This is a genomic window from Saccharopolyspora sp. NPDC045839, assembly GCF_056431645.1.
In genome coordinates, this window is the sequence record NZ_JBWKKH010000039.1 from 20,315 (window position 1) to 39,385 (window position 19,071).

Sequence of the window (19,071 nt, forward strand, 5' to 3'; positions counted from 1 at the left end):
ACTAGCATCATCCACAGAAGCCATTGAACCGCATGTCCTTCCAGTCGAGCTCGGGGCCCTCACACTGCCAGCCGTGAACGCTCGGTTTCCTGGAGAGGTCAGCGCAAGCATAGTGGCGCCCTTTATCACGCCGCCACCACTCGCGCAAGGGAGACGATCGACGAGGCCGACCCGACAATGCGTCATCACTGTGAAACCCTCCGAGTGAGCCCGTCCTCAACCGAACAGCCCAGAGGAGCCGGCGCTATCGGCAATATATGCGGTATGCGGTATGCGGTATGCGGTATGCTGATTAAGTCGATCACTCCTACGCAACCTAGGGTTGCGGGGAGCGCGAGAAATCAGATGGCCGCCAAGGGCGGCGACCCTATGCAGTGACCTGGTCAAATCTCCTCTCGAAGCCGCAGCGGACGTGCCAATATCGCCCGAAAGGACGCGAATCAACATCCGAAGCGTGGCCCGGCCGCTAGTCTCGTAAGGGTGATCGACGCCCGGGGCGTGGCATGCGCTCGCGGGGGGAGCGATTGGCCGCCAGAGTGGGAGCGGGAGATCCTTGAGCGACAGCCAGACCATCAACGTCACGCCGCATCCGAGAATCCTCGGCGTCCTCGGTGACATTGAGTTCGCGCCCTGGCAATGCCTGGCCGAACTCGTGGACAACAGTTTCGACGAATTCCAGGCCGCAGGGCCAGAAGATGAGCGCCCCGCCGTCTCGATCACCCTCCCCGCCGCGAACGCAGCAAGGCCGACGTCCGGCATCATCGTCAAGGACAATGGCCGGGGGATGAGCCTGGATGGCCTAACCAACGCGATCAGAGCGGGTTGGACGGGCAACGGAAGGCACGGCTCGCTCGGGCTGTTCGGCATGGGTTTCAACATCAGCACCGCGAGGCTCGGCCGGCAGACCACGGTGCGGACGACTCGCAGCGGTGACCCGAACTGGATCGAGGTCGTTCTCAATCTCGGTGCGATCGCTCAATCAACGGAGTTTGAGGCGCCCTATCGCCTCGTGCCCAAGAACAATCCTTTCGAGCACGGCACCATCGTGACCATCGGTGACCTCAAAGCCGATCAGTTCGAAGCCCTGCGCCGGCCCGGAACTCAGAAGGCTATCCGGGAGAAGCTCGGCGACGTCTATAGCTATCTCCTGCACGACTGCGGTTTCCTGCTGACCGTCAACAACAAGAAGGTCCAGCCACGCATCCCTTGCGTCTGGGACGAGAAACGCTACGTCACGCGCCAGGGAGTAGACATCCACGCCGTTCAGCGGATCGATCATCCGTTGAGCGACAAGATGGCCTGCATGGATTGCGGCGCCTGGAGCCGCGCAGAGGCCGAACGGTGCGAGGAGTGCGGCGAGGCTCGACTTGAGTTGAGGAGCCGCAGGATCTGGGGGTGGCTGGGGATTCAGCGGTTCGTCCACAGGAGCGACTATGGAGTGGACTTCCTGCGTAACGGCCGCAAGATCCTCCTCAAGGACAAAAGGGTGTTCTACTGGCAAGACGAGGACGATATCGCGGAGCCGGAGCTCGAATACCCGATTGACGCCAAGGTCGCGACTGGGCGCATCGTCGGCGAGGTCCATTGCGACCATGTCGCCCCCAACTATCAGAAGTCGGCATTCGAGTTTGAGACCCACGAATGGCGACAAGTAATCATGACAGTTCGTGGCAGCAGTCCGATTCGACCCAACATCGCGAAACGCTTGAAGCTGCCCATGAACGAAAGTCCACTCTCTCGACTCTTCACCGGTTACCGACGTCAAGATCCTGGACTCCGGTATCTTATTCCAGGGGACGGCCAAGTCGCTCTGCACGCTAAGGCGGCCGAGTGGGCCAAACGGTTCTGGGCAGGCGATCCCGAATACCAAAGTGATGAAATCTGGTACCAGGCCGCCTACCAGCACGACAACCCAGTTGTCCCGGAGCCCGAGGACCAAGACAAGGACATCCTTCCTGGGATCGGAAGTGATTTTCCCGGGGACGGCGGGCACGAATCTTCTGCTTCTGCCACGCCACGTGACACTGATTCGGAGGCCTCAGCCCAGCAGCCTGAAGGGGGAGAGGAAACACTCGACGAACGTCTACAGCGATACCGGGACAACGCCGATCGTGTCGTGGAGCTCGCCGGTGGCTATTCGCATCCGAAGCTCGGGGGGGTCGAGCTTACAGTATGGGCGGTGCGCGGCCATCGCATTCACGACAAGGACGGACTGGAGGTGCCCACGCTCGCGATGATGAAGAGCGCCCCACGTTTGGAGGTTTTCGTTGACACTGGAGCCGCAGTCTTCGTCGAGCACGGTTCAGACCTCCGCGATCTCGCGCTCGTAGAGGTCGCAGATTTCATGCGAAATCGAGCCAAGAGCTACAACACCCCGTTGGGCGAGATCGTCTCGGCACTGAAAGATCAAAGCGCAATGAGTCGCCTCAGCCCTACAGCGATTGCGGACGAAGCCGAACGCATCCTGGAACATATTCGATCGGCCCTAGTGCGAGCGATCGCAGCGAGCCCTCAAAAGTATTGGGCGGTTGTCGCAGAACCGGGACGCGCTAGCGCCGAACGTCGTTTCGCTGTCGAATCGACAAGCGGAGCCAAATGGAGCGAAACCGTAGCAAATGGCGAATTCGTCCGTTACCTTCCCGCCAACTCGCTGGTAAGGATCATCCAGTCGTCCCCGGAGACGTTCCTCGACGGTCGCGTCTTCAGGCGCCCGTTCTCCTCGATCGCTGATAGCACAGCTCGAGAACTCGTTCTGGAGAGGCTGACCAACCCACTTTCAGACATCGCACTCCTGGAAGAGCACAGGCCGCGGCTGGATCTGGAGGAACTAGGCCGTATGCGGTTCAGCTGCCGCCTTGTGGCACGCGATCTCGTCGACGAAGACGAGTGAGGGAGCGGCGTGCGGAGCTTCCTGTCGCGGGATTCTCTATTGGATGTCGGGCCACTTCAATTCCCCAGGCAGATCGAAAGACTCCTGTGGCACCTTGGTTTTAGCGCTGTGGCCAACATTGACGGGCCAGGAGATGGAGGAGGTGATCTCCTAGCCCAAGCCAAGGCCGAGGAATGGGTGTTTCAGTGCAAATGGAAAAAGCGAGGTGCGGTCGGGGCCGAAGCTGTCGAAGAAGTGGTCCGTGCCTTGGATACCTACCGAGCTCGTCACGCGGTCGTAGTCACAAACGCGCGGTTCAGCCCGACTGCTCGCCAGCGCGCGGCCGATCTGTCGCGCCAGGGGCAGCGTGTGCTGCTCTGGAGCGGAAGTGACCTGGGAGCCAGCTTCGAACGAGTACCGAGGCGTTTCGGACAGTACGCCCTCCGCCCGTACCAGGATGAGGCCGTCGCTGCCTTGAGATCGGATCTGGACGCCTCTGGGCGCGCGCTTCTCGTGCTCGCGACGGGGATGGGGAAGACCGTAGTGGCCGGTGAGCTTATCGCCAATCACCTACAGCGACGCCCGTCGGAGAACGTGCTGGTGGTGGCCCATGCCAAGGAGTTGGTCTACCAACTCGAGCGCGCTCTCTGGAGGCATCTCCCGAAGGAGGTGCCGACCAGGCTGCTCACGGGAGACACCAAGCCGGAAGATCTCGCCGGTGTGACGTTCGCCAGTCTCGGTTCCGCGTTGTCGGCTGCACGATTTGGTTACCGTCCAGGCCTCGTCATGGTTGACGAGGCCCATCACCTGGGTTCGGAAGGGCAGTACGGAGAACTGCTGGCAACGCTCTCGTCCTCACGTCAGTTTGGTGTCACCGCGACGCCTTGGCGAGGAGACGCGCACGACATCACGGATCAACTCGGTCCGCCGAGTTTCGCCCTCGGCATCGAGGAGGGAATGAGGCGGGGTTACTTGGCCCAGGTCGATTACCGTCTATTTGTCGACGACATCGACTGGGACATGGTGCGAGAGGCGAGTATTCACTCCTATGGACTCGCGGAACTGAATGCCCGGTTGTTCTTGCCACAGCGGGACGAAGCAATCCGGGATGAGCTTGTCTCCGCATGGTCAGCTACGCAGAGGCCGCGTGCGCTCGTGTTTTGCCGCACGATCGAACACTCAGAGCGGCTCGCCGAGCTGCTCAGGCGGGCCGCTCCCTGGCCCAGTGCCCTCGCAATGCACGCGGGTCTGAGCAAGCGTGAACGGTACAGCAGGTTGCTAGCCTTTCGCTCCGGTACGGTACCGGTGCTGACCTCGGTCGACATCCTCAATGAAGGAGTCGACGTGCCCGACGTCAACATCATCTGCTTCGCTCGCGTAACACATTCAAGACGAATCTTCGTCCAGCAGCTAGGTAGAGGACTGCGGCTTCGCGCGGGGAAGGAACGCGTGACGGTGCTAGATTTCGTTAGCGATCTTCGTCGTATCGCAGCGGCTCTCAGCCTCAAGCGGTCGCTGCCGGCTCGGGATGGAGAGATCGAGACACTCGCAAAACTGACGCCCTCGCGGATCGACTTCAGCGACCAACGCGTCGCTAGCCTCATGGAGGAATGGATCAAGGACGCTGCGAGCCTCGAGACAGCCTACGACGACTACCGCCTTCAGTTCCCTGAAACACCTCCGCGTTAGGAGAGACCAATGCCGCGAAACGAGCTTCCCTCGGCGATCCGAGAGCGTGTGATCTTAGAGATCTACCGGCAAGCCGATCAGATCGACTGGGAGCTTCTCAGTAACGCGGAGAAGACCGACCAATACAGGAAATGGATCGAAGACCCCGCAGTCGGAGGCGCGCTACGGTCCTTCTACCAGGAAAAAGACATGCGCGTCTGGATCAAGGACGTTCCAATGAAGGAATATGCCCGTGCGAAGGAAGGCATCGGCGGCTTCGTGCGATACACCGAACAGCGCTTCCGAGGGCCGCTAGAGATCGTCCACGCCGCCTTCGGGCCCGAATGGGAGGTGGCGCCAGACTCGGTCGGCGAAAAGCCCAATCATTGCTATGCCCGAAACGGGATGAGCCAGCACTACGTCTGCTGGGGCAAGCCGGCCAGCCTGCGCGACCTTGTCTGGGCAGCACTCAACGCTGCAGTCCGAGGTGAGGACTCCCCGGCAATCGTCGTCACGACCCGCGATGGCGAGGACGTTTCTCTGGAGACCAAGAGTCTTCACGAGCGTATCGCGGATCACTCGAACATCCGCCTCGCGCATCTCCACCGCTCAACGATCCCCAATCCGGATTACATCGGTGGCAAATAACACACAGCATCGGATGATCGCGATGCCGTGCAATCAGCGGACCGCCGTGGTGATGGTAGGGCCAACTAAAAAAGGAGCCATGGTCCTGGATTACGTCGATCCCTGGCCCTTCTAGAACGGGCCAGGGTCTTGTCGGCGTTGGCGGACCGTCGCCTCTACGCGGTCGGCGGCCTCGGCCGGGTCCTCGTGCTCCCACACCCTGATGACGTCCCAGCCCGCATCGATCAGTCTGGTGTTCGTTTCCTCGTCCCGTGTTCGGTTCCCCTCGATCTTGTCCTGCCAGAAACGGACGTTCTTGGCCGCAGGTCGGTAGTGATCTGGGCAACCGTGCCAGAAACATCCATCGACAAACACGGCCACGCGCTCTTTCGGGAACACCACGTCAGCCCTGCGTCGCACATCAGCCAGCGGACGAGCGTCCACTCGGTAGCGAAGCCCTGCGCGGTGAAGCAGCGAGCGTAGACGTTTCTCAGGGCCAGTATCCCTGCCGCGGTTGGCACGCATGACCGACCGAACCTGCGTGGACGACGCCTTCGACCCGGCCGGAAGAACCTCTTCCGCGAGGAGACCAGCGTCACGGGCACGTTGCCACGCCTCCGCCAGGTTCGCGGCCCTCGTAGCGCGGTTCACCTCGCCGAGATACCTCTCCGGCGACTTGGGCGCATCCCACCAACGAAGGTACGCGCGGATTCGTCGTGTGCGCTGATAGAGGCGCAGAGTCACGGAGGCGCACGCGTACCGGCCATCACCGAGATCGACCCAACGGCGACCACGTCCACCGGCTGCACGGTCCTGCTCGGCAGTCGGTGATGTGCCGGCACGGCGCTTGTACGCACGTTCGGAAGCGGCGTTCTTCTTCCACCGCTGATCATCGTTCGCACGCGACATGACTCAATGCCCTGCTTGCTTAAGCGCCTTAGCAACCTCCGTGGCGAAGAACCTTCCCAAGGCAACAGGGACCGCGTTGCCCAACTGTCGCATCTTCTCGCCGCGAGGGCCAGCGCCGCGCCATTCGTCAGGGAAGGTCATAACACGAGCCGTCTCACGAACGGTCATGTACCGGTGCTTGTACGGGTAACCGGTGGGCGAATCCGCGTCGCCCACCTGATCGTCGAGCAGCATCACGGACTCACCCCCGGGTACGCCATGCACGCCGGCCTTGACGGTCTTGGCGGGCCGGTCGAGTTCGTTCGGGGTGTGGCCTTGGTAGATGCGTGCGCCGGGCCATCCGACGTGGTCGACGATCCCGTGCTCGGCAGCTTGTTCCGTGATTCGGTCTAGCTTGTCGAGATCTACCTCAGGAAGAGACGGAAGCCTCTTCTTCTTTTCCATCTTATCGTCATCGGTGTCGTAGCAATAGCCTCGGATGGCATCGCGGAGGGTAAGCCACGGTGGGAGGTCGTCCTCCGGGATCTCCTTGGGAAGCCTGGAACGGACCCAATCCTGGACGTGGCCTGGCACTTCGGGGTGATTTTGCCAATAGGTGTCGTCTTTGATCGAGCGGAGCAGGGCAGCCTCTGAGAACCGAGGCGTGAGTACGTTCTTCTTGAACGCGTCAACGTTCACGTTAAGATCGGCGCGGAAAGCGACAAGTATCACCCGATGCCGAATCTGAGGAACTCCATAGTCAGCGGCGTTCACCGGCGCCACCACGACCCGGTACCGCTGGTCATCGTCATCGGTATCGGGTCGCGAGTCGAGTTCCTCGGCCAAATCCTTGTCATGCTCCCACCATTTGGCCCCCGCCTTTCGCTGGTAGGAGGGTAGTTGCAGCTCGCGAACGATATAATCGAAATATGGTTTGAACGAGGGCCTGAGTAAGCCCCGCACGTTCTCGCAGATGATCGCCTTGGGCTGCATCTGCTCTATGGCCTTGAACATGTACGGGAACATGTTCCGCTTGTCCTCGTCGCCCTTCGCTACCCCGCCAAGACTGAACGGCTGGCAGGGCGGGCCACCGGCGAGCACATCGACCTTGCCGTTGAAGTTCTCCATATTCAGTAGCTGAACATCCCCAGCGAAGAGCGGAGCCGGACTGCCGATCTCCGGGGGAGCCGGCTTATCGTCGTGTGCCCTCACTACACCATCGTCCGCTAGCGTCTTGGTGGCGGACGCTAGCAACGTCTCGCAGGAGCGCTTGTCGTTCTCGTTGAACAGCAGTGGCCGGAAGCCCGCCTGGTGGACGGCCATCGCCAGTCCGCCGCCGCCCGCAAACAGCTCCACGCTGGTGCGGGGTTCGCTATCGTCCTTCTGCTGATCAACCATGTGCAAAGTGTACCGCGGAATTTTTGATCTCGGCGATTGCCTCACCAATGGCGTGTCTGAATTCGCTTGGGACGTACTAGGGTTCTGTCGGCAGACGCGATTGAGGGGACGGCGACGATGGCGCATACGCCCGAAGCGAGCGGCAGCTTCAGGTATCACGACGACTTCAGGCTCAGCATCACGAAAGCTCTCGGCGACCAGCTCACCGAGGCTCTTAAGCTGTTGGACCAGGCCACGCTTGCGGAGGAGAACATCGCCCACTTGGAAGAGCGGCCCGGTGTCTATCAGCTCTTCCTGAACGGCGACTTCGTCTACGTCGGCAAGGCGGACAAGTCACTGCCCGGCCGCCTGCGTCAGCATCTTCGCAAGCTCTCCGGGCGGCACAACATCACCCTCGCGGAGGTCGCGTTCTCGTGCCTGTACGTCGCCGAGGACTTCTCCGCCCTAGCTCCTGAGCAGCTCCTCATCAGCCAACACAAGGGGCGAGGCGGAATCCCGTGGAACAACAACGGCTTCGGCAACAAGGACCCGGGGAGACGACGGGACACCACCGCCGTGAAGCGGAACCACTTCGACATGCTGTACCCCATTGACCTGGGCCGCCCGGTCGAGGACCTGACCCTCGGCGAGTACGGGCTGGGCGACCTGCTGCGGGCAGTCAAGGCAGGTCTTCCCTACAACTTCCGCTATGGAGACGTATCGGCGTTCGAGAGTAAGGTCGTCACGATCCCCGCAGCCGAACCAGCTGCGGGTGAGGTCTTGACGTTGATCTCCCTCGCGCTCCCCGGGTGGCAGATCACCGCGCTCATGGGATACGTGATCATGTATCACGAGTTGGGGCGGAACTATGAAAGCGCGCGGCGCTACTATCGCGAAGGAGAGGTTATCGACGCCGTACCCGTGATTGACTTTAGCGAGGTCTCCGAGCCGGAGACGGACGATTGACGCGTCTGGACTTGATACCCGATCGAGCTGACACTCGCTGGCACCCTCACGTCCACACTAGAGATTGAACCTTACGTGTCCGCTGCCTTCTAGCCGGAGAACTTTGACCCCTTGTCCACGGAGCGGCTGTCTTAAACCCGAAAACCCTCGAACCCCACTGAATGCTTGCGCCCGGGTCACTGGACCAACGGCTCGGCTCCGCTTCCGGAATCCGGGCGTCACTTCCGGAGAACGCCAGTGACAAGGGCAGCGTATGGCTCCAAGCGGCGGGAGTGGGGCCGGCTACCTCTCGATCAGACCTTCTCCACCGCGCTCTGCTTACCTGGAAGGAAGAAGGACGCTAGCAGGGCCGCCGCAGAGATCACCGTCGCTACCAGCAGGGCCGTTGTGAAGCCTGCTGGGTCCATCGCACCTTCCGGGGTTCCCTGGGACACGAGGCCCGACAGGACTCCGATGCCGACGGAGGCTCCGAGGTTAAACATTGTTGCGTTTAGGCCTGGGAGGATTCCTGGGGACTCCGACGGTGCGTAGATCACTCCCATTCCGTTCAGGGCCGTTGCTGCGCACGCCGCGTAGGACACTCCCATCAGCGCTACCAGGGCGAACAGGAGCCACGGGGACTTCACCGCGACGACCGTTGCCGCGATCAGCGCCAGGTTTCCCACCAGGCCGATTCTCAGCATCTTCCGGTAGCCGATCTTCGGGGCCAGGGTTCCCGCTAGGGGCGCCAGGATCCAGCCTGCCAGGGCGTAGGGCATCAGGAACATCAGGGCCGTCGTCGTGCCGTCGTAGCCGAAGCCCGCCGTCGCGTTCTGGGCCAGCGTCGGGTACACGAACGTCAGGACCGCGAAGATCGACGCCATCGTGCAGAACGTCGTCACCAGCAGGCCCCAGACGCCTCGGTTGCGCAGGGCCGGCAGCGGCAGGAGCGGGTCGGACTGGCCGCGTTCCACCAGCCAGAACACCACCAGGAGCACCACGCCCGCCGCCAGGCACGCCAGCGGCCACGGGGCGAACCAGCCCACCGTCGGGCCGAGCGAGAGCCAGGCGTTCAGGCCCAGCAGGGCCAGGCAGATCACCGCCGCGCCCTTCCAGTCCATGCGGGTGCCCGTGCGCTCCGAGTCCGGGACCCAGGCGCCGATCATCACCACCGCGATCACCTCAAGGACGAAGGTGAAGCCGAAGATGCCCCGGAAGCCGATCGTGTCCGTGATGACGCCGCCCAGCAGCGTGTCCACGCCGGCGACGCCGCTGTTCACCGCCGTCAGGATGCCCAGGTAGCGGCCGAACTGCTTGGTCGGCAAGATGTCGCGCAGCGTCAGGATGCCGAGGGAAATCGTTGCGCCGCAGGCACCTTGCAGGGCTCGGCCGACCATCAGCACCTCGACGTTCGGCGCGATCGTCGCGATCAGGCTGCCCGCCGCCATCACCGCGATCGAACCGAACAGCGCGCGGCGGCGGCCGATGATGTCGCTGTAGCGGGGCAGCACCACGCCCGCCAGGCCCGCCACGAACAGGAACACCGTCGCGGTCAGGCCGATCGTGCCGACGTCCGTGTTCAACGACGTCGCCATGTTGTCGATGGCCGGCGACAGCATGGTCGCGTTCATCTGGAAACTGGCCACCGCCACCAGCAGGGCCGTGAGCACCAGTGGCGGGCGGGCCGCGACGCGCGGCGGGGCAGTTGCAGTCATCTCAGCGCTCTCGCTCGTGAAGCCCGGGCGGTCAGGCGATTTCGCGGGCCGGGGTGGTCTTCGTGGCCAGCAGGCCCTTGATGTATTCGAAGAACGCTTCGGCGTCGATCTCCTCGACGACCGTCGCATTCGCTTCCAGGCCGTGGACTCCCCAGGACATCGCCGCGTAGCCGCGGGTCAGCTCGCCCGCCGTCTCCACGTCGACGTGGTAGCGGGCGCTGCTGCGGATCAGCTCGGGGTGCAGGAGGACCGCCGCCGTCAGCGAGTCGGGGTGGGTGGTGCCGTCGATGCCGACGCTGCGGTCGAAATCCAGCGTCGCCGCGCAGACCCGGGTGAAGAAGTCCGACAGCGGGGTGCCCAACGCCTCGATCTCGTCCAGCTCCGGCTGCGCGAACACCGCCTGATCCAGGGTGAGCGGCGCCCACGGGACCACGACGATCTCGAAGCCCGCCGCGAACACCGTCTTGGCGGCCTCCGGGTCGACGTAGAAGTTGAACTCCGCAGCTGCGGTGATGTTGCCGCGGGCGTTGTTGGAACCGCCCATCACGTAGAGGGTTTTGACGTTCCGGACGAAGTCCGGGTCCTTCACGACGGCCGTCGCGATGTTGGTCAGCGGGCCGATCGCGACGATCGACAGCTCGCCGGGGTTCTCCGCGGCCAGCCGGATCAGCACGTCCACCGCGTGCTCGGGCTCCGGGTCGCAGCCCGTCATGTCCATCGCCAGGCCGCCAACGCCGTCGCCGTGCACGTTCTCCGCGCTCTCCCACGCCCGGACCATCGGGCGGCGGCAGCCGAGGTGGATCGGGACCTCGCCGAGCCGTCCGGCGACGTTGCAGGTCAGGTAGGCGTTGCGGACCTGGTGGCCGAAGTCGACGTTGCCGGCGACCATCGTCACGGCGCGCAGGTCGGCTCGGGGGTCGAGCAAGCCCGCGAGCAGGGCGATGCAGTCGTCCTGCGCCGTGTCGGTGTCGATCACCAGTGGGATGCGCTCAGGCATGACGTCTCCAGTGCGGCCATTGTTCACGTCTTTGTTCACTTGGCAAAGCCGGATGTACTGTAAGTCTGCCCTGTTGACGCGTCAATCGGGGCCTACCGGACTCACATATGTACACTTTTGTACATACCAGGGAGGTGTCATGCGGATCGCGGTTGTCGGCAGCTACGGCACGGGAATGACCATGCGCACCAGCCGGATGCCGGGGCGCGGGGAGACGCTCGGCGGGGCCGCTTTCTCGCTCGGCCCCGGCGGCAAGGGGTCGAACCAGGCCATCGGCGCCGCGCGGCTGGGCGCGGAAGTCTCGCTGCTGACCGCGGTCGGCGACGACGTGCTCGGCGCGCAGGGCCGCGAGCTGTGGCGGCGCGAGGGCGTGGACGCGAGCGCCGTCGTCACCGTCGACGCGTCGACCATGACCGGCGTGATCCTCGTCGAGGACGACGGCGAGAACCGGATCATCGTCGCGCCCGGCGCCCTCGACCTGCTCCGCCCGGCGCACGTCGACGGCTTCGCCGACGTCATCGCCGCCGCCGACCTGCTGATGGTCTGCAACGAGATCCCCGCCGACGTGGTCGTTTCCGCGGTGCGGACCGCCGCCGACCGCGGCACCCGGGTCCTGTTCAACCCGGCCCCGGCCCGCGACCTGCCGCAGGACGCCGCGGACCTGGTCGACCTGCTCACCCCGAACCTCACCGAGGCCCAGGTGCTGACCGGCCTGGACACCGCCGACCCGGATGCCCTGCTGGACGCGCTGCGCGAGCGGTTCTCCTCGACCATCGCGCTGACCTGCGGAACCGACGGCGCCTACGTGGACGACGGCACCGATCGCACGCACATCCCGCCGGTCCGGGCGGCTCGCGTCGTGGACACCACCGGCGCGGGCGACGCGTTCAACGCCGCCTTCGCCGTCGCGTGGTGCCGCGGCTGGGACCTGCGCCGCGCCGCCCGCTACGCCGCCGCGGCCGGGGCGTTCGCCGTCGCCCACCACGAGGTGATCCCCGGCCTGCCCCACTCCGAAGATCTAGGCCTTGCCTTATAAGCGGCGGCAGCCGCTTGCGGTGTGGGACGCAGCTTGCACCGCCGCGGGTCCACGATGCCCACCCCTGCCGGGGTTCTCCCAGCGAGGACAGCCCCAGCGCCGCGTATTGGGCATACATAAGTCGGGGATCCCGGAGTCGAGAAGGCCGCTGAGGTTCCGCCACCCGCACCGCTACGCAAACCACCGTTGAAACACTCGCTCGACGAAAGGTGATCGACGTGCCCAGTTACTCGGCCGACCGACCGGCTTCCCTCGCACCGTTCATCCAGCACACCGCCATCGACATCGGCATCACGCGCGACGACATGATCCGGCACTGCGAGGAGGCCGTGCGCTTCGGCTTCAACGCCGCGATGGTCCCGGCGTCGTGGGTTCCGCTGGTCGCCGAGCGGCTGCGCGGCACCGGCGTGCAGGTCGCCAGCGCCCTGGACTTCCCCACCGTCGGCTCGATGACCTCCGCCGGCAAGGCCGCCGAGGCTCGCGCCATCGCCGAGGCCGGCGCCGACCAGCTGGACATGGGCGTGCAGGTCGGCTGGCTGCGCAGCGGCATGGAGCAGGAGTTCCGGGACGACATCGCCGCCGTGGTGGAAGCCGCCGGGATTCCCGTGAAGGTCATGCTGGAGCTGCCGAAGTTCACCGCGGCCGAGCGGGAGCGCGCGGTCGAGCTGGCGATGGACGCCGGGGCGGCCTACCTGAAGAACGCCAGCAGCGGGGCGGTCGAGATCGCCAACCCGGACAGCATCGCCTACCTGGTCGAACGCGCCCGGCCGGGCGTCGCGGTCAAGGCCTCGGGCGGGATCAAGACCGTCGAGCAGGCGGTTTCGCTGCTCGACGCGGGCGCGTCGCTGCTGGGCACCAGCGCCGGCATCGCGATCGTCACGGGCGGCGAGGCAGCTTCGTCATACTGAGTCGTGATCGTCGAAGGCGCGCAACACCGGGGGGTCAGGTGACGGAGACCGACGCGTCGCGCATCTCGCGCGACGCACCCGAGCCGCTGCACGTGCAGATCGCGGCGGTGTTCCGCGATGACATCCTCGGTGGACAGTGGCCGGCGCACTACAAGCTGCCGCCGGAGCCCGCACTCGCGGAGCAGCTGGGGGTCAGCCGCGGAACGTTGCGGAAGGCGCTGGCCGTCCTCATCGAGGAGGGGCTGCTCACGCAGACCCGCGGTCGCGGCACGTTCGTCACCGCGGGCGTGCTGGAGCCGCGGATCGCGCAGCGGCTGCACTCGCTGTCCGAGGACTTCCGCGCGCAGGGGTTCGCGCTGGACGTCCAGGTGATCGGCGCTCGCCTGGAGGGCCTGCAGATGACCGTGCAGGCCCTCCTCGGCGCGCCGCCCGGCACGCCCGGACTCAAGCTCGTCCGGATCTTCCGGGGTGCGCAGGGACCGCTCGCGTACCTGGTCAACTGGGTGCGCGCGGACCTCTGCCCCGGCATCGAGAAGGTCGACTTCGAGCGGCATTCGCTGTTCGACGTGCTGGAGGAGTCCTACGGCCTGCCGGTCGCCGAGGGCCGACGGACCTTCAGCGCCGACCCGGCCCGCGAGGACGTCGCGGAGGCCCTGGAGGTCCCGGCGGGCACGCCGGTGCTGTACCTGGAGCAGGTGACCTACACCCGCGACGGCCAGGCCGTGGAGTACTCGGACGTGTGGATCAACAGCACCGCGGTGAAGGTCACCTCCCTGCTGACCCGCTGAGCCCCGGCCACGCGAAGGGCTCGAGCCACTCGTCGAGCGGCGCTTCGACCAGCCGGTTCGCCAGCGTGGACATCGTGTAGGTGCCGATGCCGAGGACCACTTCGAGCGCATTGCGGGTCGTGTAGCCGTTCGCCAGGAATGCTTGCAGCGCTTCGGGTTCCACCGCCCCGGCCCGCTCCACCACTCGGACCGCGAACTCCCGGATCGCCTCCAGTCTCGGATCGTCCAGCGGTTCTCCGTCGCGCAGCGCGGCGATGGTCCCGGGGCTCGCGCCCATGGTGGTCAGCTTGGCGGTGTGCATCGCGACGCAGAGGTGGCACTCGTTGCGGGTGGCGATCGTGAGGATCACGGTCTCGCGGGCGAGCGGGTCCAGCGTGGTCGCCTCGAACATGGCGCTGAGCTTGAGGAATCCGTCGAGCAGGTGCGGCGACTCGGCGAGCCGCCCGATCGCCGCCGGCAGGTGGCCGAGGCGCTTGGCGGTGGCTTCCATGGCCCGCCGCGACTCCGCGGGCGCGGACTCCACCGTGTGGTCGGTGAACATGTTCCCCCGTTCCAGGTGGCGCCCTCCGGCGCCTAGAATCGACAACATGGTTGTCGAAAAAGTAAACCAGGTTGTCGAATATGGCAACGGCTGAGGCGCACGGATTCGAGCTGCCCCTGCTGCTGTTCGCAGGATTCCGCTCGCTGATCGACCAGCTGCACGCCGAACTGGCCGCGCAGGGACATCCCGAGGTGCGCCCGGCGCACGGATTCGCCCTGCAGGCGATCGGGCGCGACGGCGCGACGGCCAGCGAGCTGGGCCGCAGGCTCGGCATCTCCAAGCAGGCCGCGGGCAAGACGGTGGACCGCCTGGCGAGCCTCGGCTACGTCGAGCGGGCCGATGACGCAGCGGATGCGCGGCGGAAGCTGATCCGGCTCACCGACCGAGGGGTCGAGGTGCTCGCCCGCTCGGCGGTGATCTTCGAAGCGCTCCGGTCGCAGTGGGCGGAAACCCTTGGCGCGCAGCGACTTCGGGAGCTGGAGTCGGACCTGCGCAGCATGACGCCGGCGGAGACGTTCCGCCTCGACGTTCCGGGGTGGTTCGGTACGTCGTCGTGAGCGAACGGCCCGTTCGCGCCACCTATCGAGGCGAACAGGCCGTTCACCGCCAAAAAGAAGGCATCCCTGCGGACAGAAGTAGTCCTAAACGGCTCCTAGGGTTGCTGTCACGACGACCTCGAAGGAGACGTGACATGGCGATCTACGTGCTGGTTCCCGGTGCCTGCCACGGCGGATGGTGGTACGAGCCGCTGGCCGCGGAGCTGCGCGACGAGGGACACCGGGCGTACCCCGTGACTCTGACCGGTCTCGGCCCACAAGCCGGGCCGGCCGGCGCGGTCAACCTGGACACGCACATCGACGACGTGGTGCGCCTGCTGGAGGAGGCGGACCTGCGCGATGTCGTCCTGTGCGGACACAGCTATGCCGGGATGGTGATCACCGGGGCCGCCGACCGGGTGCCGGAGCGGATCGCGTCGCTGGTCTACGTCGACGCCTTCGTGCCGCAGAATGGCGATTCGGTGATGTCGCTGACCGACGACCGCTGGCACCAGTGGTACATCGGCGGCTCGGCGGGCGACGGCTTCTCGGTCGCGCCGCTGCCGGTGCTGAGCCCGCGCGCGACGCCGCATCCGCTGGCCACGCTGGTGCAGAGCATCCGGCTCACCGGCGCGCTGGACCGGATTCCGCGCCGCGAGTACGTGTTCTGCGCCGAGTTCGAGCACACCCCGTTCGCCTCGACCTACGAGCGCCTGCGGAACGATCCGGCGTGGCACGTCCGGTCGCTGCCGATCGGGCACAACATCGTGGCCGACGCCCCGGACGACTTCCGCAAGATCCTCCTCGCAGCCACCTAGGCGCGGAGCACCCGCTGGCCAGGACCCGTGCGTGTTTTGTGTCGCCATGGCAGCACAAAACGCGCACGGGTCGGCCCGCCAGGACGGGCTCAAGACGTCACCGGCCGCTCGACCCGCGAAGTATTCCTTGACACGAACATTCTCCATGGCGAATACTTCTGCCCATGGACGCAGCATTCCTCGCCGCACTGGCCGATCCGGCCCGCTGGCGGCTCGTGAGCCTGTTGGCCGAGCGGCCCCGCTCGGTCGGCGTCCTGGCCCAGCTCGCCGAAGCCCGCCAGCCGCAGACGACCAAGCACCTGCAGACCCTTGAACGCGCCGGCGTCGTCACCTCCCAGCGCACCGGCCAGCGCCGCATCTACGCGCTCCGGCCCGGCCCGTTGCGAGACCTGGCGGCCGCGCTGAACCGGCTCGCCGACGCCGCGGACCAGGTCGGTGGCTCGCACGAGACCTACGACCGCTACGGGGCCAGCCTCGACGCGGAACGGCGCGCCGCCGAGGAGTCAGGGTGGGCCGACGGCCGCTCGTTCAGGTTTCACCGGTCGCTGGCGGGGCGTCCCGGGCTGGTCTGGCGCCACCTGACCGATCCCGCACTGCTCGCCCACTGGTGGACACCCGACGACCTGCGCGTCTCCGAGCTCGTCTTCGAGGCGCGACCGGGCGGGCGGATCGTCCACGAGTACCGCGACGTCGAGGACACCGGCGACTCGGACCCGGTCGCCGGACGCGCGGAGGGAGCCGTCGAAGACGTGCGCCCCGGCGAGCGCCTCACCTACCGGCTCTCCCCGCTGCTCCCCGACGGCGGCCTCGCCTTCACCGCGCACGTCGACCTGGGCCTCCGGCCCACCGACACCGGCACGGAGCTCGACGCCCACTGGCGGATCACCGACAGCACCGTCGACTCCGCAGACTTCATCGCAGGCATCGAGATCGGCTTCGGCCAGTGCCTCGACAAGCTCGCGGCGACCCTCACCGACAACACCGAGCACGACATCGACGCAAGGAGCTCCTCGTGGGACGACTGATCATCAACGTCGGCATGACCGTCAACGGCGCCTTCGAAGCGCCGGCGCCCGAGCCGCACGGGTGGCTGGTCACCGATCCCGACAGCATGCAGGCCGGGCTGGAGATGTGGCAGGCGGCCGACGCCATGGTGCTCGGGCGCAAGACCTACGAGGGATTGTCCGCCGCCTGGCCCCAGCTCGCCGACGTCCCCGGCTTCGAGGCGTACGCGGCCCGGATGAACGGCATGCCCAAGTACGTCGCGTCCCGGTCGCTGACCGGACCGCTGGAGTGGAACGCCACCCTGATCGACGGCGACCTCGCCAAGAGCGTGCGCCGCCTCAAGGACGAACACCACGGCAACCTGATCGTCCCCTGCGCCGGCGAGCTGACCCGGGACCTCATCGCCCACGATCTCGTCGACGAGCTCTGGTTCAACGTGAGCCCCTACCTGTGGGCGACCGGACCGCGGATCTTCGACGATCTCGGCCCCGTCCGGCTGGAACTCGTCAACACGACGACCTTCCCCTCGGGGGTGGTCCGCCTGTGCTACCGCCCCACCCCCGCCGCCGGGTAATCCCCACGGCAGCGGACCCCGCCGGTCAGGCCCGTGAGTCTTTTTGGTTGCTATAACAACCCAAAAGACTCACGGGCCCGTCGCTTACCGGAGCCGGCCGCGGATCACTCCTCGGGTGCGATCTTGAAGCCCGCCTTGCGGGCCGCCTTGGCGATCTTCTTGTCCGGGTGCTGCGCGCCGATCAGGGCCAGGACCTCGCGGACGTCCGGGTGGTCCAGGCGCCACATCTCCTCGAAGATCGCCGGCTCCTGCCCGGCGGGCACGGTCTCCGCGAGCACGTCGGGCAGCTCCTCCGGGTCGACCGAGTCGAGCGCGGCGGCGAGCATGTCGGTGAGCAACCGCGCCGCGTCGGCCACCGTCGATTCGAGCTCCTCGGACGGATCCAGCTGGTGCAGCGTCACCTTCGCGTAAGGCCGGAGCATCGGCTCGTCCAGCGCCTGCCGCCACCGCTGCGTCGCGGTCGCGGCGTGCGGCGCCGCGATGGAGACCGCGATCATCCGGTCTTCCGCCTCGCCTTCCGCGGCGGCGGTCAGCAGGTCGTCGGTGGCGGCGACGGCTCCGCGCGCCTCGAACCAGGCGTCGGTTTCCGCGTCCAGCTCCTCGTCGGTCGCGCCCTTGGCGAAGTCCACCAGGTCGAAGGCGGCCATCTCCTCGACCGGCGGCAGCAGCGGAACCTCGACGCCGCCGTCGGTCAACGCGCCGCCGAAGGTGTACTGGCCGAGCGGGGTGAGGCGGGCGATGCCCCCTTCCACCGTCACCGCACCCAGGTCGGCGAGGACCGCCAGCAGCCGCTCCGCCGGATCACCGCAGGTCGCGACCCAGTTGTCCCACGCGTCGTCGGAAGTGGTCTCGTCCACGGCGATCTCGCGGATCATGTCGCGCAGCTCGGCGACGGACGAACCTTCGCTGCGGGCCAGGAACAGCGACACCATCGCGTAGTAGGCGATGTCCTCGAGGTCGAGGTCCGCGCACTCGTCCTGGAAGATCTCCTCCAGCAGCAGCCCCAAGGCGTCCGCCCAGACGTCCAGCACCGCTTGGTCGTCGCCGTCCGGCCAGTCGTCGACGCTGGGGCCGACCTCGACGATTTCCGTTGAGGGGCCGATGAATTCCAGCTCGGCCGCCCACTCCCACAGCCGCTCCAGCTCCGGGATGTCCGCCATGCCCTCCACCGCGTCCGGAACCGCGAAGCCGAGCGCTTCGGCGGCAGCGATGGCGTCGGCGGTGCTCAGCGCACCGGCCTGGATCGGGCAGGCGACCGTGCGGACGGCCAGCCGCCGGGCCCGGTCCAGCAGCGGGCTCTGCCGCGCCGCGGCGGCGAGCTCCTCGTCCGACGGCAACCGCAGCGGCGGCAGCCGGTCCGGCAGCCCGAGCTCCGCCCGGAGGTCGTAGGGCTGCTCGCCGGGCGGGGCCATCGCGACCTCGCCGAACCGCGGCTCGATCTCGTCGACCTTCCGCCGCAGGTCGTCCACCAGCGCCGACTCGATCCGGCCGGTGTCACCGGCGAAGGTCAGCAGCTCGCGGAGCGTCGCGAGCACCTCGGTCAGGTCCTCGTCCTCCTCGACTGCGACCTTGGCGGGGAACTGCTCCAGCAGCAGTTCGTCGAGATCGTCCGGACGCAGTTCGCCGAGTTCGGGCAGGCCGACGTGCTCGTACAGCAGCCGGAGCAGGATCTCGGCGTCGTTGCTGTTCCCTTGCACCGGTTGTGCCTGCTTATCGGCCCACTCCGCCAGTTCTGGCAGCAGGCTGTCGACCGGATCGCGCTCCATGTTCAAAGCGTAT

17 protein-coding genes are annotated in these 19,071 nt (G+C 66.2%); 11 read left to right on the forward strand and 6 right to left on the reverse strand.

Annotated features, from left to right (window positions below; translation table 11 throughout):
* Positions 1-553: 553 nt before the first annotated feature.
* From AC07EQ_RS36560 to AC07EQ_RS36570, 3 genes are read left to right on the forward strand one after another with little or no spacing between them, the layout of a single operon-like run.
* The gene (locus AC07EQ_RS36560) at positions 554-2,890 is read left to right on the forward strand and encodes an ATP-binding protein (RefSeq protein ID WP_478392388.1); all 2,337 of its coding nucleotides are present in this window, start codon (positions 554-556) and stop codon (positions 2,888-2,890) included.
* 9 nt (positions 2,891-2,899) lie between these two features.
* Positions 2,900-4,558: a DEAD/DEAH box helicase family protein gene (locus AC07EQ_RS36565; protein ID WP_478392389.1), complete on the forward strand. Its 1,659-nt coding sequence runs from the start codon at positions 2,900-2,902 to the stop codon at positions 4,556-4,558.
* 9 nt (positions 4,559-4,567) lie between these two features.
* Positions 4,568-5,185 carry a hypothetical protein gene (locus tag AC07EQ_RS36570; protein WP_478392390.1) on the forward strand — a complete coding sequence of 206 codons (618 nt, stop codon included), beginning with the start codon at positions 4,568-4,570 and terminating at the stop codon, positions 5,183-5,185.
* Positions 5,186-5,296: 111 nt separating this feature from the next.
* On the opposite strand, the gene AC07EQ_RS36575 is transcribed toward AC07EQ_RS36570, so the two are convergent.
* Positions 5,297-6,073: a very short patch repair endonuclease gene (locus tag AC07EQ_RS36575; RefSeq protein ID WP_478392391.1), complete on the reverse strand. Its 777-nt coding sequence runs from the start codon at positions 6,071-6,073 to the stop codon at positions 5,297-5,299.
* 3 nt (positions 6,074-6,076) lie between these two features.
* A complete protein-coding gene (locus tag AC07EQ_RS36580) occupies positions 6,077-7,450 on the reverse strand; it encodes a DNA cytosine methyltransferase (RefSeq protein ID WP_478392392.1) in 1,374 nt (457 codons plus the stop codon).
* Between the two features lie 117 nt (positions 7,451-7,567).
* On the opposite strand from AC07EQ_RS36580, the gene AC07EQ_RS36585 reads away from it, so the two are divergent.
* Positions 7,568-8,395 carry a GIY-YIG nuclease family protein gene (locus AC07EQ_RS36585; RefSeq protein ID WP_478392393.1) on the forward strand — a complete coding sequence of 276 codons (828 nt, stop codon included), beginning with the start codon at positions 7,568-7,570 and terminating at the stop codon, positions 8,393-8,395.
* A gap of 293 nt (positions 8,396-8,688) precedes the next feature.
* Here the strand turns inward: AC07EQ_RS36585 and AC07EQ_RS36590 are convergent, their stop codons facing one another.
* Both AC07EQ_RS36590 and AC07EQ_RS36595 read right to left on the reverse strand, forming a co-directional pair.
* Positions 8,689-10,089: an MFS transporter gene (locus tag AC07EQ_RS36590; RefSeq protein WP_478392394.1), complete on the reverse strand. Its 1,401-nt coding sequence runs from the start codon at positions 10,087-10,089 to the stop codon at positions 8,689-8,691.
* 31 nt (positions 10,090-10,120) lie between these two features.
* Complete coding sequence (locus AC07EQ_RS36595; RefSeq protein WP_478392395.1) at positions 10,121-11,086, reverse strand: nucleoside hydrolase; 966 nt, start codon at positions 11,084-11,086, stop codon at positions 10,121-10,123.
* A 139-nt stretch (positions 11,087-11,225) separates the two neighbouring features.
* Here AC07EQ_RS36595 and AC07EQ_RS36600 point away from each other — a divergent pair, with 139 nt between their 5' ends.
* The 3 genes from AC07EQ_RS36600 to AC07EQ_RS36610 all read left to right on the forward strand — a co-directional run bounded on the left by AC07EQ_RS36600 (position 11,226) and on the right by AC07EQ_RS36610 (position 13,818).
* Complete coding sequence (locus AC07EQ_RS36600) at positions 11,226-12,122, forward strand: ribokinase (protein WP_478392396.1); 897 nt, start codon at positions 11,226-11,228, stop codon at positions 12,120-12,122.
* 218 nt (positions 12,123-12,340) lie between these two features.
* Positions 12,341-13,030, forward strand: a complete 690-nt coding sequence (gene deoC, locus AC07EQ_RS36605) for a deoxyribose-phosphate aldolase (RefSeq protein WP_452617134.1) — start codon at positions 12,341-12,343, stop codon at positions 13,028-13,030.
* Between the two features lie 38 nt (positions 13,031-13,068).
* Complete coding sequence (locus AC07EQ_RS36610; RefSeq protein WP_478392397.1) at positions 13,069-13,818, forward strand: GntR family transcriptional regulator; 750 nt, start codon at positions 13,069-13,071, stop codon at positions 13,816-13,818.
* Here the strand turns inward: AC07EQ_RS36610 and AC07EQ_RS36615 are convergent.
* Complete coding sequence (locus tag AC07EQ_RS36615) at positions 13,796-14,359, reverse strand: carboxymuconolactone decarboxylase family protein (protein WP_478392398.1); 564 nt, start codon at positions 14,357-14,359, stop codon at positions 13,796-13,798. The genes AC07EQ_RS36610 and AC07EQ_RS36615 overlap by 23 nt on opposite strands.
* 80 nt (positions 14,360-14,439) lie before the next feature.
* Between AC07EQ_RS36615 and AC07EQ_RS36620 the strand changes: the two genes are divergently transcribed.
* The 4 genes from AC07EQ_RS36620 to AC07EQ_RS36635 all read left to right on the forward strand — a co-directional run bounded on the left by AC07EQ_RS36620 (position 14,440) and on the right by AC07EQ_RS36635 (position 17,292).
* Positions 14,440-14,916 carry a MarR family winged helix-turn-helix transcriptional regulator gene (locus AC07EQ_RS36620; protein ID WP_478392399.1) on the forward strand — a complete coding sequence of 159 codons (477 nt, stop codon included), beginning with the start codon at positions 14,440-14,442 and terminating at the stop codon, positions 14,914-14,916.
* A 134-nt stretch (positions 14,917-15,050) separates the two neighbouring features.
* Positions 15,051-15,713 (forward strand): alpha/beta fold hydrolase, encoded by a 663-nt coding sequence (locus AC07EQ_RS36625; protein ID WP_478392400.1) that lies wholly within the window; start codon positions 15,051-15,053, stop codon positions 15,711-15,713.
* A 164-nt stretch (positions 15,714-15,877) separates the two neighbouring features.
* The gene (locus AC07EQ_RS36630) at positions 15,878-16,738 is read left to right on the forward strand and encodes a metalloregulator ArsR/SmtB family transcription factor (RefSeq protein ID WP_478392401.1); all 861 of its coding nucleotides are present in this window, start codon (positions 15,878-15,880) and stop codon (positions 16,736-16,738) included.
* Positions 16,726-17,292, forward strand: coding sequence for a dihydrofolate reductase family protein (locus AC07EQ_RS36635; protein ID WP_478392402.1), 567 nt, complete (start codon positions 16,726-16,728; stop codon positions 17,290-17,292). Before AC07EQ_RS36630 ends, AC07EQ_RS36635 begins: the two co-directional genes overlap by 13 nt.
* A 104-nt stretch (positions 17,293-17,396) precedes the next feature.
* Here AC07EQ_RS36635 and AC07EQ_RS36640 read toward each other — a convergent pair whose 3' ends face one another.
* Positions 17,397-19,058 (reverse strand): hypothetical protein, encoded by a 1,662-nt coding sequence (locus AC07EQ_RS36640; protein WP_478392403.1) that lies wholly within the window; start codon positions 19,056-19,058, stop codon positions 17,397-17,399.
* Between the last annotated feature and the right edge of the window lie 13 nt (positions 19,059-19,071).

Coding starts and splice junctions, on each gene's coding strand:
- AC07EQ_RS36570 (WP_478392390.1), top strand. CDS start 4,568: ATGCCGCGAAACGAGCTTCCCTCGGCGATCCGAGAGCGTGTGATCTTA.
- AC07EQ_RS36575 (WP_478392391.1), bottom strand. CDS start 6,073: ATGTCGCGTGCGAACGATGATCAGCGGTGGAAGAAGAACGCCGCTTCC.
- AC07EQ_RS36580 (WP_478392392.1), bottom strand. CDS start 7,450: ATGGTTGATCAGCAGAAGGACGATAGCGAACCCCGCACCAGCGTGGAG.
- AC07EQ_RS36585 (WP_478392393.1), top strand. CDS start 7,568: ATGGCGCATACGCCCGAAGCGAGCGGCAGCTTCAGGTATCACGACGAC.
- AC07EQ_RS36590 (WP_478392394.1), bottom strand. CDS start 10,089: ATGACTGCAACTGCCCCGCCGCGCGTCGCGGCCCGCCCGCCACTGGTG.
- AC07EQ_RS36595 (WP_478392395.1), bottom strand. CDS start 11,086: ATGCCTGAGCGCATCCCACTGGTGATCGACACCGACACGGCGCAGGAC.
- AC07EQ_RS36600 (WP_478392396.1), top strand. CDS start 11,226: ATGCGGATCGCGGTTGTCGGCAGCTACGGCACGGGAATGACCATGCGC.
- AC07EQ_RS36615 (WP_478392398.1), bottom strand. CDS start 14,359: ATGTTCACCGACCACACGGTGGAGTCCGCGCCCGCGGAGTCGCGGCGG.
- AC07EQ_RS36620 (WP_478392399.1), top strand. CDS start 14,440: ATGGCAACGGCTGAGGCGCACGGATTCGAGCTGCCCCTGCTGCTGTTC.
- AC07EQ_RS36625 (WP_478392400.1), top strand. CDS start 15,051: ATGGCGATCTACGTGCTGGTTCCCGGTGCCTGCCACGGCGGATGGTGG.
- AC07EQ_RS36630 (WP_478392401.1), top strand. CDS start 15,878: ATGGACGCAGCATTCCTCGCCGCACTGGCCGATCCGGCCCGCTGGCGG.
- AC07EQ_RS36640 (WP_478392403.1), bottom strand. CDS start 19,058: ATGGAGCGCGATCCGGTCGACAGCCTGCTGCCAGAACTGGCGGAGTGG.